Annotated in this window: 6 protein-coding genes; 4 read left to right on the top strand and 2 right to left on the bottom strand. The window is 74.8% G+C overall.

All coding sequences use genetic code 11. The annotated features are described in order from the left end of the window. The first annotated feature begins 85 nt into the window (after nt 1–85). Nucleotides 86–4,129, top strand: coding sequence for a SpoIIE family protein phosphatase (locus J2S42_RS03710; protein ID WP_307235200.1), 4,044 nt, complete (start codon nt 86–88; stop codon nt 4,127–4,129). Then, nucleotides 4,126–4,425 carry an STAS domain-containing protein gene (locus J2S42_RS03705; protein ID WP_307235198.1) on the top strand — a complete coding sequence of 100 codons (300 nt, stop codon included), beginning with the start codon at nt 4,126–4,128 and terminating at the stop codon, nt 4,423–4,425. Before J2S42_RS03710 ends, J2S42_RS03705 begins: the two co-directional genes overlap by 4 nt. Nucleotides 4,426–4,532: 107 nt before the next feature. On the opposite strand, the gene J2S42_RS03700 is transcribed toward J2S42_RS03705, so the two are convergent. Further along, nucleotides 4,533–5,570: a LuxR C-terminal-related transcriptional regulator gene (locus J2S42_RS03700; protein ID WP_307235197.1), complete on the bottom strand. Its 1,038-nt coding sequence runs from the start codon at nt 5,568–5,570 to the stop codon at nt 4,533–4,535. Nucleotides 5,571–5,692: 122 nt separating this feature from the next. Here J2S42_RS03700 and J2S42_RS03695 point away from each other — a divergent pair, with 122 nt between their 5' ends. After that, nucleotides 5,693–6,697 (top strand): cupin domain-containing protein, encoded by a 1,005-nt coding sequence (locus J2S42_RS03695; RefSeq protein ID WP_307235195.1) that lies wholly within the window; start codon nt 5,693–5,695, stop codon nt 6,695–6,697. 79 nt (nt 6,698–6,776) lie between these two features. Here the strand turns inward: J2S42_RS03695 and J2S42_RS03690 are convergent, their stop codons facing one another. Beyond that, nucleotides 6,777–6,989: an MbtH family protein gene (locus J2S42_RS03690; RefSeq protein WP_307235193.1), complete on the bottom strand. Its 213-nt coding sequence runs from the start codon at nt 6,987–6,989 to the stop codon at nt 6,777–6,779. A 265-nt stretch (nt 6,990–7,254) separates the two neighbouring features. Between J2S42_RS03690 and J2S42_RS03685 the strand changes: the two genes are divergently transcribed. Continuing rightward, nucleotides 7,255–13,503: an AMP-binding protein gene (locus J2S42_RS03685; protein ID WP_307235191.1), complete on the top strand. Its 6,249-nt coding sequence runs from the start codon at nt 7,255–7,257 to the stop codon at nt 13,501–13,503. The last annotated feature ends 5 nt before the right edge of the window (nt 13,504–13,508 follow it).

The raw sequence follows: 13,508 nt of genomic DNA, 5'->3' as shown, positions 1-13,508 counted from the left end.
GGTCGACCGTTCGGCGTACGAACTCTCCCGGTCCGGCCAGGCTGCGTATCCTGCTGAGGACTCCGGACCGGGAGAGCTGTCAAGGATGACTGGACGTGTGTTCGTCGGCCCTGTGGGCCGCGACCTCGCCGCGGTGGGGTGGCGCGAGACGCCGCTCGGCGCCCCGGAGGCGTGGCCGCAGAGCCTGCGGACCGCGGTCAGCCTGATGCTGTCCTCCCGCTTCCCGATGTGGATGGCCTGGGGCCCGGAGCTGACGTTCTTCTGCAACGACGCGTACCGGCGGGACACGCTCGGCCGTAAGTACCCGTGGGCGCTCGGCCGGCCGGCCAGCGAGGTGTGGGCGGAGATCTGGGACGACATCGGCCCGCGGATCGAGACCGTCCTGTCCACCGGCGAGGCCACCTGGGACGAGGGCCTCCTGCTGTTCCTGGAACGGTCCGGCTACCCGGAGGAGACGTACCACACGTTCTCCTACAGCCCGCTGCGCGACGACGCCGGTGCGGTCGTCGGCATGCTGTGCGTGGTCAGCGAGGACACCGACCGGGTGATCGGCGAGCGGCGGATGGCGACGCTGCGCGACCTCGGCTCCGACCCGAGCGCGATCCGGTCCGAGGAGCAGGTGCTCGCGTTCGCGTCCGCCCAGCTCGCCCGGAACCTGCGTGACCTGCCGTTCACGCTGATATACCTGACCGACGACGATGACGGCGAGCCGCGGCTGGCCGGCTCCACCGGTGGCTTCCAGCCGGCCACCTGGCCCGGTGCCGGGCCGGCCGAGGGCCTGATCCCGCTGGACGGCGTGGACGGGCTGCCGCACGGCGACTGGGACCAGCCGCCGACCGAGGCGCTCGTCGTGCCACTGTTGCAGCAGGGCGGCACGCCCTACGGGTTCATGGTCGCGGGCCTGAACCGGTTCCGGCCGCTGGACGAGGGCTACCGCGGCTTCGTCGAGCTGGCCGCCGGGCACGTCGCGTCCGGCATCGCCAGCGCGCGCAGCTACCAGGCCCAGCAGCGCCGGGCCGAGGAACTGGCCGAACTGGACCGCGCGAAGACCACGTTCTTCTCCAACATCAGCCACGAGTTCCGCACCCCGTTGACGCTGATCATGGGTCCGGTCGAGGATCTTCGCGCCCGGATCGGCGCGTCCGACCCGAACCTGGAGGTCATCCACCGCAACGCGCTGCGGCTCGGCAAGCTGGTCAACACGCTGCTCGACTTCTCCCGCATCGAGGCCGGGCGCATGCAGGCCCGGTACGAGCCGGCCGACCTGGCCGCCGCGACCGCGGAGCTGGCCAGCGTGTTCCGGTCCGCGATCGAACGCGCCGGCCTGCGGCTGGACGTCGACTGCCCGCCGCTGCCGGCCCCGGTCCACATCGACCGCGGCATGTGGGAGAAGGTCGTCCTCAACCTGCTCAGCAACGCGCTCAAGTTCACCTTCCGCGGGGGCATCCGGGTCACCGTCCGCGCCGACGGCGACCGTGCGACCGTGACCGTGGCCGACACCGGCGTGGGCGTGCCACCGGACGAGATCCCCCGCCTGTTCGAGCGGTTCCACCGGATCGAGCACGCCCGGTCCCGGTCCAACGAGGGCAGCGGCATCGGCCTCGCGCTGGTCAAGGAGCTGGTCGAGCTGCACGGCGGCGCGATCACCGCGGACAGCGTGCTCGGCGAGGGCACCGCGTTCACCATCCGGCTGCCGTTCGGCACCGCACACCTGCCCGCGGACGCGCTGGTCCCGGCCGGCTCCTCGACGCCGTCCGCGGCCACGCCGTACGTGGCGGAGGTGTCCCGCTGGGTGCCCGCCACCCCGTCGGCGCCGGCGGACCCCGGCACGCAGCCGACCGTCCTGGTCGCCGACGACAACGCGGACATGCGCGACTACCTGGTCCGGCTGCTGCGCTCCGCCGGGCACCGGGTCGAGGCGGTCGCGGACGGGCAGGCCGCGCTGGACACGGCCCGGGTCCGCCGCCCCGACCTGATCGTCAGCGACGTGATGATGCCACTGCTGGACGGCCTGCAACTGGTCGCGGCGCTGCGCGCGGACCCGCGCACGGCCGGCACGCCGGTGCTGCTGCTCTCCGCCCGCGCCGGCCAGGAGTCGTCGATCGAGGGCCTGGAGGCCGGCGCCGACGACTACCTGGTCAAGCCGTTCTCGTCGGCCGAGCTGCTGGCCCGGGTCCGGGCGAACCTGGAGCTGTCCCGGCTGCGCAACCACCATGCGCGGTGGCGCACCGCGCTGGTCGACTCGCTGCAGGAGGCCTTCTTCGTCTGCGACGAGGACGGTGCGGTCATCGAGATCAATTCCACGTTCCAGACCATCCTGGGGTACGGGCCGGAGGGCCTGCCGTACCCGCCGGTGCACCCGTGGTGGCCGGACGCGGAGCGCGACCCGGACGGCCACCGCCTGGTCGAGGACGCGTTCGCGCTGCTGATGGAACACTCCCGTGGCTCGTACACGATCCCGGTCAACCACCGCGACGGCCACCGGCTCTGGGTGGCCGCCGCGTTCAACCAGGTCGAAGACCCGGACACCGGCCGCCGCGTCATCGTCGGCACGTTCCGCGACGTCACCGCGGAGCACTACGCGGTGCAGCGGGACAGCGCGCTCGCCGCGCTCGGCCTGCGCCTCAGCCAGGCGGACACGGCCGGCGGCGCGCTGCGGGCCGTGCTGCCGGTGCTGACCGGCCTGTGGCGGGCCACCGCGGTGCACGCGGTCGTCTTCGGCGGCGGCAGCACGCCGGACGTGGTCTCCACCGACCCGGACCGGCACTGGGACACGCTGCCGGAGTCGCTGCGCGCCACGCTCACCGCGTTGCGCGACACGCCGCTGCTCACCCCGCTCGCCGACCCGCTCGCCGGCGCCGGGATCACGCTGGAGCACCCGGACGGGACCATGGTGCTCTGGGTCGAACCGGCCGAGAAGCGCGCGTTCACGCAGGAGGACCAGACCCTGCTCGCGCTGCTCGCCGGCCACCTCGGCCAGGGCCTGCACCGCATCCACCAGATCGACCAGCAGCGGGAGACCGCGCTCGCGCTGCAACGCGCGATCCTCGGCCCGGCCCAGCTCCCGATCGGGTTCGAGGTCCGGTACGCGCCCGCGACCCGCCCGCTCAAGGTCGGCGGCGACTGGTACGACACGATCCGGCTCCCGGACGACCGGATCGGCATCGTGGTCGGCGACTGTGTCGGCCACGGACTGCAGGCCGCGACCGTGATGGGCCAGCTGCGCAGCGCCTGCCGGGCGCTGCTGCTGCAGAACCTGGACCCGGCCGCCACGCTGATGGCGCTCGACCGGTTCGCCGCCCAGCTCCCCGGCGCCTCGTGCGCCACCGTCTTCTGCGGCACGCTCGACACCGGCACCGGCGAGCTGCGCTACTCCAGTGCCGGTCACCCGCCCGCGATCGTCACCCACGCGGACGGCACCACCCAGCTGCTCGACCAGGGGCGCTCCCGCCCGCTCGGCGTCCGCGGCGCGGCCGACCGGCCCGAGGCGACGTACACCGTGCCGGCCCGCGCCACGCTGCTGCTCTACACGGACGGCCTGATAGAACGCCGCCGGGCGCCGCTGACCGCGGGCATCGGCCGGGTCAGCACGGTGGTCCAGCGCGGCCGGTCCGCCCCACTGGACGCGCTGGCCTCCGAGGTGATGGACAGCATGGCACCGGACGCCGGTTACGACGACGACGTCGCGCTGCTGCTCTACCGTCACCCCGGCCCGCTCGACCTGGAGTTCCCGGCCGAGGCGACGCGGCTCGCGCCGGTCCGTTCCTCGCTGCGCCGCTGGCTGGAACGCTGCGGCGTGGACACCGGCACCGCGCAGAACGTGCTGGTCGCGGCCGGTGAGGCGTGCGCCAACGCGATCGAGCACGGGCACCGCCAGCTCGGCGGCCAGATCCACCTGAGCGCCGCCGTCACCGCGGACGACCTGCACCTGGTCGTCACGGACACCGGCAGCTGGCGTGCCCCCCGGCCGGAGGCGGACCCGCACCGCGGCCGCGGCCTGGTCCTGATCCGCGCCCTGATGCACGAGGTCACCATCACCACCGGTCTGGACGGCACCGTCGTCGGCATGCGAGCGAGGATTCCCGCCATGACGTCTTCCCGGCTCGACGCGAAGGGTCGCCCGGCATGAGCACCGACGTCAGCTTCGCCACCACCGAGCGCCCCGACGGCGCGCTGGTCCTGGCCGTCGCCGGGGAGATCGACATGAGCAACGCGGCGGCGTTCGCGACCGCGCTCGCCGCCGCGCTCGCCGACGCCGGCAGCGACTCCTTCGTCGTCGACCTGACCGCGGTCGAGTACCTCGACAGCGCCGGCCTCGCCGTGCTCTTCCAGCACGTCGACCACGCCACGCTGGTCGCCGCGCCGCTGCTCGCCCCGGTCCTGGCCATCGCCGGCCTCGACGACATAACCACGATCAAGAACTGACCGCACGGTACGCCGCCGCGTCCCGCCCGGCCGCGCCGACCTCCGCGATCAGCGGGGCCTGCCCCTGACGCCGGGCCGGTTCCGGCCCGAGCCGCCTCATCAGCTCTCTAGATCTCGTAGATCTCGCCGATGACCTGGCCGATCAGCTGGGCCCTGGTGCCGGCGCCGAACTTGCCGAGCAGTGATCTGAGGTGGCTGTCCACGGTGTGGGCGGAGACGTGCAGGTTGGTGGCGATCGCGGCGGGCGGGGTGCCGCCGATGACGGATTGCAGCACCTCCTGCTCACGTGGGCTGAGCGCGTGGGTGAGTGCGAGCATACGGAAGACGTCGGCGGCCGGTGCGGGCTGGACGACGATCGACACCGTGCCACGCTCGCCGCCGTCCATGGTGGATCCCCACAGCGACAGCCACGGGCCGGTGCGCGACCGGACCCGCAGGTACGATTCGCCGCCGGCGCGTGCCGAGGCCGCGATCTCGTGCACGCCCATCCGCAGCGGCGACAGCTCGTCCAGCCAGCGCCGGGCGGACTCGGTGGCCGACACGGTCCGGTTGCGCTGGTCCACCGTCAGCACGCCCGGAGCGGACGGGTGACTAGCCGGCGCGGTCGTGCCGGGCCGGCGGCAGGCCGCGCGACGCAGCGCCACCGCGATCGTGCGCGCGACGGACCGGACCAGCGTGCCCTCGTGCGGCGTGAACGCGGGCCGGCCGGCGCCGCGGAACAGCGAGATCGCGCCCCAGCAGCGACCGTCGGCGATGAACACGGCGCGCATCTCGTCCCGGGCGCCGAGCATCGGCAGGACGGTGCGGTACCGGTGGCTGCGGACCGGTTCGCCGCCGGTGCTGTGGCCGAGGATGCCGACCGCGCGGCGGGTCCGGGCCAGCTCGGCGAACTTGTCCACGTCGTCGACGAAGTATTCGTTGTGCGTGACGGCGGGCCCACCGTCCGGCGGCATGCCCGCGGAGACCTCGTCGGTGAGCAGCAGCGACCACGGGTCGACGGTGGCGAAGCAGTACGCGTCGTAGCCGACCAGCCGGGACAGCCGTGCGGCAAGCTCCCGGCGCAGCGCCCGGGAGTCGAGGTCGAGCGCGCAGGCCCGTTCGACGCCGTGCAGTGAATCGCGGTCCCGGACCGACAGGCGTGCCATCAGACCCCACACCGTAGAACGACGGCTGATCTTGCACAACCCCTGATTTCCGGGATATCGGCGCCCCCGCGTGAGTTCCTAGTTTTCCGTCGACGGCGAACATCTCACGGACGGATTCACCGATGACGCACCCCTACGCGGCGCAGGCAGACGAGCACCAGGAGCTGGAATGGCTGGGCGGCGGTGTGATGCGGGTCCTGCTCGACGGCGAGCGGACCGGCGGGCGGCTGGCCATGTTCCGGTCGCAGGCGCCGGCCGGTGCCGCGTCACCCGCGTACGTACACGCTCGCGAGGACGAGATCTTCGTGCTGCTCGAGGGCAGCGCGATCTTCTGGATCGGTGACGAGCGGTACGAGGCGGACGCGGGCAGCGTGGCGTTCCTGCCGCGCGGTGTCCCACACGCGTACCGGATCACCGAGGACGCCGACCTGTTCGCGGTCAGCACACCGGCCGGGCTGGAGAACTTCTTCCGCGGCGCCGGGCACGACCTGAGCATGCCGCGCCCGGAGGGGTTCGTGGTCACACCGGCCACGATGGCCGCGGCTGCGGCGGCGAACGGGCAGGCCATCCTCGGCCCGCCGTTGCCGGCGGACGGTGTGCTGCCGCGGGCCGGCTCCGAAGCGGTCGGCGAGCCGTACGTGGCGCGGGCCGGTGCGCACGAGACGCTGGAGTGGATCGGCGGCGGCCTCATGCGGATCCTGCTGACCGCGGAACACACCGCCGGGCAGCTGGCGATGTTCCGGTCCAGCGCGCCGGCCGGTGCGGCGTCGCCGGTGTACGCACACTCCCGTGAGGACGAGATCATCCTGCTGCTGCGCGGCGGCGGCGTCTTCTGGGCCGGCGCGCACCGCTTCGAGCTGGCCGCGGGCGGCCTGGTGTTCGTGCCGCGCGGCGTTCCGCTGGCGTACCGGATCACCGCGGACGCGGAGATGCTCGCGCTGACGACGCCGGGTGGACTGGAGTCGTTCTTCCGGACCGTGGGCCGCGACGTGCGCGAACCTCGGCCGGACGGCTGGGCGATCGACTATGCGCTGATGGGGGAGGCGTCCGCGGCGACCGGGCAGACGGTTCTCGGCCCGCCGCTGGAGACCGGCGACATGATCCCGGCGCACGCGCTGCGCGACTGAGAGGCGGTCGCGACCGGCCGGTCGCCGTGCGGGAGCCGGGAGGCGCGTGCCTCCCGGCTTTCGCCGTGCCCGGGGACGGTCAGGACCGGGCGGCCAGCCACTCGCGCAGACCCCGGGGGCGCAGGTCGGTCCAGACCTCGTCGATGTGGGCCAGGCAGGCCGCCTCGTCGCCGCTGAAGCCGGTGCCGTGCCAGCCGGCCGGCGCGGGCGTCCCGTGCGGCCACACCGAGTATTGCTCCTCGTCGTTCATCACTACGTCATAAATTCGGCCGTCAATACCTTCCGTGTCCATGGCGAAAGAGGTTATACGCACGCGCGGTCCCGGTCGAGGGTGACTTCTGGATACGGCCGGTAAAACCTCAACACGCACTATTGAGGCAAGGTCGGACTTACTGGCGCTGCTACGTCAATGCCCTTTTCCGGTCACCGTCCACTTTGGCCCCCAGATTTGCCGACAAATCGCCCCGCATCCTACTTTCAGTGACGTCCGGTTGACAGAGTGCAGGCACTTACGTAGCTTCTGTGCAATCCTTTTCCGGATCACAAAACCACCTTTAATGCCGACGGTGGTCATTCCGCTGTGCGCGTGTCCGGAACGGAAATTGACGGGAATCCCTCGCGGGATGAAGGAGCAAATGGTGCATGCCCGGCCGTCGGAGAATGCAAGTCACGAACGATACGAAGCGGTTACGCTGCAACCCGGAATGCTGTTCGGGCGGCATCGGCGGCATTCCGGCGTCGATCTGCTGCAGGTCGTCGTGGACTGGCCGGTCCGGCTCGATCCCGCCGCGATGCGCACCGCGTGGCGGCACGCGGCCGCACGGCACCCGGTGCTGCGCACCGGCTTCGACTGGCCGCCCGGCGCCCCGCCAACCCAGGCGGTCCGGCCGTCCGCCGAGGTGCCGGTCGAACTGCACGACTGGACCGGCACGCCGGAGCGGGACCTGGCCGCGTTCCTCGCCGCGGACCGCGGCACCGGCTTCGACCACGCGCACCCGCCGCTGGCCCGCGTCACGCTGATCACGCACGGACCCGGCCGGCACACCGTCGCGATCACGCTGCACCACGCCATCCTGGACGGCCGGTCCGTCCGGCACCTGCTCGCCGAGGTCTTCGCCGAGCACGACGCGCTCGCGGCCGGCCGGCCGTTCACCGCGCCGGACCGGCCCGCGTACCGCGACTTCGCCCGCTGGGTGGCGTCCCGGCCGGAGAACGGCGACCGCCCGTTCTGGCGCGCGCACCTGGCCGGCGCGACGCTGCCGACGCCACTGCCGGTGCTCGCGCCCGCGGCCGGCGCGCCGGACCGGACGCCCGGCTCGGTCCGGGAGACCGTGCTGGAACTGACCCCGGCGCAGGCCGGTGCGCTGCGGGCGACCGGCGTGCCGCTGGACACGCTGGTCACCGCGGCCTGGGCGGCCACGCTGCGGCAGCACACCGACCGCGACGACGTGGTATTCGGCTCGGTGCGCTCCTGCCGCCGGGACACCGTCGACGGCGCGGACCGGATGATCGGCCTGCTGATCAACACGTTGCCGTTGCGCGTGCCGGTCCGCGCCGACCTGCCGGTCCGTGACTGGCTGACCGAGACCGGCCGGCGCGTCGCCGGGCTGCACGACCACCGGCTCACCCCGCTCGACCGGATCCAGCGGTGGAGCGGCGTACCCGCCGACCGGCCGCTGTTCGACACGCTGCTGATGTACGACCACCGGAACCTGCAGAGCTCGCTGGCCGCGGCCGTGCCCGGCTGGGGCGGCCGGCGGGCCCGCGTCCACCGCCACCCGGGCCCACCGGTCACGCTGTGCGTCTTCGGCGAACCGGGCCCGCACGCGCTGCTCTACCACGATCAGCACCGGCTCACCCCGGCCGCGGCCGACGCACTGCTGCACCTGTTCGGCACGATCCTCACCGGCCTCCCGGCCCACCTCGACGGATACGTCCGCGACCTGCCGGGCACGGATCGCCCCGCCGGTGCGCCGGGCGAGAGCCGCCCGGCGGGCGTTCCGGGCGCGCACCGCGTGGCACCGCCGAACCCGGGTGGTCCCGACGATCCGGATCGGCTCGGCGACGGGCCCGGTGTGAACGGCCGCGGTGATGATCCCGGTGCGGGCGGCTTCGGTGATCCGGCCGGCGTGGGCCGTCTCGACGATCCGCCGGACATGAGGCCCCCGGAGGGTCCCGCGGACACGGGCCGCGGCGAGCTGCCGACCGCGGGCCGCCCGGTCGAACCGCGGGGCGGGGACAGCCTCGGCGGTCTGCCGGGCGATGCCGCCGGCCGGAGCGGCGCCGTGCTGTCCGGACCGGGCCTGCCGGCCGCGCTCGCCACCCGTACCGTGGTGGATCTGGTCGTGGCCCGGGCCGAGGCGTGGCCGGACGCGGTCGCGGTCGTGGCGCCGGACGGCACGCTCACCTACCGCGAGCTGCTGGCACGCGCGGACCGCGTGGCCGGCGGGCTGCTGGACGCGGGGGTGCGGCCGGACACGCCGGTCGCGGTCGCGCTGCCCCGCTCGGCCGCGCTGATCGTCGCGTTGCTCGGCGTGCTCCGGGCCGGCGCCGGTTACCTTCCGCTCGACCCGGCCGACCCGCCGGACCGCACCGCCGCGATCCTGGCGCAGGCGGGCGACCCGGTCACGATCAACGCGGAGTCGATGCCGGACGCGCCGCCGCGCACCCGTGCGCCGCACCCGGCCGGGCTCGCCTACGTCTGCCACACCAGCGGCTCGACCGGCGCACCGAAGGCGGTCGGCGTGCCGCACTCGGCCGTGGTCCGGCTCGTCCACGAACCCGGCTACCTGCGGCTCGGGCCCGGCGAGCGGGTGCTGCACCTGGCGCCGGTCGCGTTCGACGCGGCCACGCTGGAGATCTGGGGCAGCCTCGCGTCCGGCGCCACGCTGGTGGTCGCGCCACCCGGCCCGCTCGGCCCGGCCGAGGTCGCGGACGTGGTGCGCCGCGAGCGGATCAGCGTGCTCTGGCTGACCGCGGGACTGTTCCACCAGGTCGTCGAGCTGGCCCCGGACGGCCTGGCCGCTGTCGGGCAGCTGCTGGCCGGCGGTGACGTGCTCGACCCGGCCGCGGTCCGCCGCGCGCTGCGCGCCCGCGACGGCAAACCCCTGATCAACGGGTACGGCCCGACGGAGAACACCACGTTCACCACCGTGCACGTGCTGACCGGCGCGGACGAGGTGCCCGACCCGGTACCGATCGGCTGTCCGGTGCCCGGCACCGGCGTGTACCTGCTGGACGCCGCGCTGCGCCCGGTCCCGGCCGGGACGGCCGGTGACCTCTACACCGGCGGGGCCGGGCTGGCCCGCGGCTACCTCGGGCGGCCGGCCGCGACCGCGCGGGTGTTCCTGCCGGATCCGTTCAGCGCGGTGCCGGGCGCGCGGATGTACCGCACCGGTGACCGGGCCCGCGTCCGCGAGGACGGCACGCTGGAGTTCCTCGGCCGCGCCGACGACCAGGTGAAGATCCGCGGTTTCCGGGTCGAGCCGGGCGAGGCCGCCGCGGTGCTGCGCCGCCATCCCGCGGTCACCGACGCCGCCGTGGTCGTCGACGGCACCGGCGAACGGCGGCGGCTGGTCGGCTACTACTGTGCCCGCGACGGCGTACCGGTGGATGATCTTCCCGGTTTCGCCGGCCGGCACCTGCCCGCGTATCTGCGCCCGGCCGCGCTGGTCCGGCTGCCCGCGCTGCCGCTGACCCCGGCCGGCAAGCTCGACCGCCGGGCGCTGCCCGCACCGCCCGCGGCCTCGTCCGGCGGTGCGCCGCGCGGTGACGTGGAGACCCGGCTGGCCGCGCTCTGGCGTGACCTGCTGGGCGTGCCGGCGGCCGGCCGGGACGACGACTTCTTCGCGCAGGGCGGCAACTCGCTGCTCGCGACCCGGCTCACGTTCGCGGTCGCGGACACGTTCCACGTCGACCTGCCGGTCCGCGCCGTCTTCGACACACCGGCGCTGCGCGACATCGCCGCCACGATCGCCGCACTGCCGCGGTCGGATGTGGACGGTCCGGTTGCCCGCGACCGCACGGCGTACCGGCTCGCACCGGCCGCGACGGCCCGGCCGGCGGCATCCGGCGCCGCCGTTGACGACGCCGGAACACCGTCGGTGGATCGGTGGGGTCCGGCGGGTGGCGTCACGCTCGCGTCGCCGCCCGCGGTGGCAGGCGGTGCCCCGCGCACGGCGGACCGTCCCGCGCCGGGCGACGACGTCGGACCCGCGTCGGACCACAAGCCTGCGGACGGCGGGCGCAAGCCTGCGGACGGCGGGCGCGAGCTCGGCGGCGGCGGGCATCTCGTACGGCCGGGCGGCGACTGGGCGCTGTGGCGGTGGGCCGGGCTGCGTGCGGCCGGCTTCCCGATCGACACGCTGACCGCGCTCGGCGATCCGGCGCTCGGTGATGCCGCCGACGCGCTGGACGAGGCCGGACAGCGATGCGACGACGCCCGTCGCGCGCTCGGCCACCTGCTGCAGCTCGCGCGCGCGGCCGCACCGCCCGGCGCACGCGGGCCCTGGAACCGGGCCGCCCGCCACGCCCGCCGGGACGCCACCCCGGCCCCGCTGCCGGCGCCGTCTCCGGCCGGGGCCGCCGAGGCGGGCGGACCCGCGCCGTCCGGCGAGGCGGGCCGCGCCGAACTGGCCGAGGCACACGCGGCCGCGGTCGCCGCGCACGCCGCGCACGAGGACGCCCGGGACCGTTTCGCCGCCGCCTACGAGCGCGCGTCCGCGCGTCGCACGGACGCGCTGCGCCGGGCCGCCGCCGACCCGCGGTTCCGGGAGGCCGTCACCTGGCAGAACCGGGCCGCGCTGCACACCGGCGTCGCGGACGTGGCGAAGCCCGGCGGGGCCGGCTCGCAGTACCGGCAGCATCAGGCGCTGGTCGCCACGTACCTGCAGCGGTATTGCGGCAAGAACGACACGATCGGCTTCTTCGGCCCGGTCGGCTGGGCAGAGATCGGCGGTCCCGGCCCGGCGCTGCGGGTGCGGCCGGGCGGGCTCGCCACCCGTACCGTCTATTTCGAGAACTGGGCCGTGTCCGAACTGGCCGGCCGGCTGGCCGCCGACGACGACCGCTTGCGCCCGTGGCTGATCCCGCGCCGGATGCCGTTCCTGCGCGTCGACGGCGACCACCTGCTGCTGCCGCTCACCCCGCCCACGCCGCTCGACCCGGAGACCGCGCGGCTGCTGCGCGCCGCGGACGGCACCCGCACCGCCGGTGAGATCGCCGCCGCGCTCGGCGCGGACCCGGACGACGTGTTCCACCGGCTGGCCACGCTGCGCGACGCGCGCCGGATCTCGTGGTCGTTCGAGGTGCCCAAGGAGGACGTGTTCCCGGAACGCGTGCTCCGCACCCGCCTCACCGCGGTCGGCGACGCCGGGGCCCGCGCGCGGGCGCTCGCCGCGCTCGACCGCCTGGAGACGGCCCGGGACGCGGTCGCCGCCGCGGCCGGTGACCCGGACCGCCTCGACGCGGCCGTCACCCGCCTCGAACAGACCTTCACCGGCCTCACCGGTACGGCCGCCACCCGCCGCGCCGGGAAGGCCTACGCCGGGCGGACCGTGGTCTACGAGGACTGCCGCTCCGGCACCGGCGTGACGCTGTCGACCGAGCTGATGGGCACGCTCTGGCCGTCGCTGAGCCTGCTGCTGACCAGTGCGCGCTGGTTCACGTTCGCCGGGGCCGCGCTGTTCCACCGGGCCTGCGCGGACCGCTACCGCGAGCTGGCCGCCCGCACCGGCTCGCCCGGCGTACCGTTCGCGGACTTCTGGCTCTGGGCCAACGACGTGCTGTTCGACGCGCCGGAACGCCTGATCGGCCCGGTCGTGCGCGGCCTGCGCGAGCGCTGGTCGCAGATCCTGCCCGCGGCGGACGGGAACCGGATCACCGCGGACTCGGCCGCGCTCGCCGACGCGGTCCGGCGACGGTTCGCGGCACCGCGGCCCGGCTGGTCCGGCGCGCACCAGCACAGCCCGGACGTGATGCTGGCCGCGGACGGCCCGGACGCGGTCCGGCGCGGCGACTTCCACTGGGTGGTCGGCGAGGTGCACCCGGGCGTGAACACGCTGCGGTCCGCGCTGTTCGTCGCTCAGCACCCGGACCCGGACGCGCTGCGCGCCGCGATGCTGGCCGACCTGCCGCGCCGCCGGATCGTGCTGGCCGCGACCGGCGAGGAGGGCGGCGCCCCGGCCCGGATCACCGACGGCCTGATCACCGGCCGCGACCTGCGGATCGTGTTCGGGCACGACAGCGGCGGCCTGGACCCGGCGACCGCGCTGCCGGTCGCGGACTGCGTGCTGCGCGACGACGGCGGCGTGCTGACCGTGGCCAGCCGGGACGGGCGGCACCGGATGCCGCTGGCCGAGGTGATCGGCGAGCCGGTGATGCTGCAACTGCTGCAGCGCTTCGACGTGCTGCCCGCGGCGGACCACCGGCCGCGGGTGACGGTCGACCGGGTGGTCTGGTCGCGGGAGTCGTGGACGTTCCCGGCCGCGGGCCTGGACTTCGTGCACGTGCCGGACGAGGCCGAACGGTTCCGGCGGGCGCGTGCCTGGCAGCGCGCGCATCGGCTGCCCCGGCACGTCTTCGTCGTGTCACCGGCCGAGAAGAAGCCGTTCCACCTCGATCTGGCCGGTCTCGCGTCGGTGGACGTGTTCGCCCGCGCGGTCCGCCGCGCCGGGCCGGACGCGCGCCTGAAGCTCAGCGAGATGCTGCCCGGCCCGGACCAGACCTGGCTGACCGGCGCCGACGGCCGCCGGCACACCGCCGAGCTGCGCCTGGTCGCCGTCGACACCCGAAGGGACATCGCGTGAGCGAC

This window comes from Catenuloplanes indicus, from assembly GCF_030813715.1.
In the GTDB taxonomy this organism is placed as follows: domain Bacteria; phylum Actinomycetota; class Actinomycetes; order Mycobacteriales; family Micromonosporaceae; genus Catenuloplanes; species Catenuloplanes indicus.
Note: the sequence above shows the minus strand (reverse complement) of the source record. Positions and strands in the feature narration are given on the sequence as shown.

Excerpts from the sequence above, each read along its gene's own strand:
- J2S42_RS03710 (WP_307235200.1), top strand. The coding sequence starts at position 86 with ATGACTGGACGTGTGTTCGTCGGCCCTGTGGGCCGCGACCTCGCCGCG.
- J2S42_RS03685 (WP_307235191.1), top strand. The coding sequence starts at position 7,255 with ATGCCGACGGTGGTCATTCCGCTGTGCGCGTGTCCGGAACGGAAATTG.
- J2S42_RS03690 (WP_307235193.1), bottom strand. The coding sequence starts at position 6,989 with ATGGACACGGAAGGTATTGACGGCCGAATTTATGACGTAGTGATGAAC.
- J2S42_RS03695 (WP_307235195.1), top strand. The coding sequence starts at position 5,693 with ATGACGCACCCCTACGCGGCGCAGGCAGACGAGCACCAGGAGCTGGAA.
- J2S42_RS03700 (WP_307235197.1), bottom strand. The coding sequence starts at position 5,570 with ATGGCACGCCTGTCGGTCCGGGACCGCGATTCACTGCACGGCGTCGAA.
- J2S42_RS03705 (WP_307235198.1), top strand. The coding sequence starts at position 4,126 with ATGAGCACCGACGTCAGCTTCGCCACCACCGAGCGCCCCGACGGCGCG.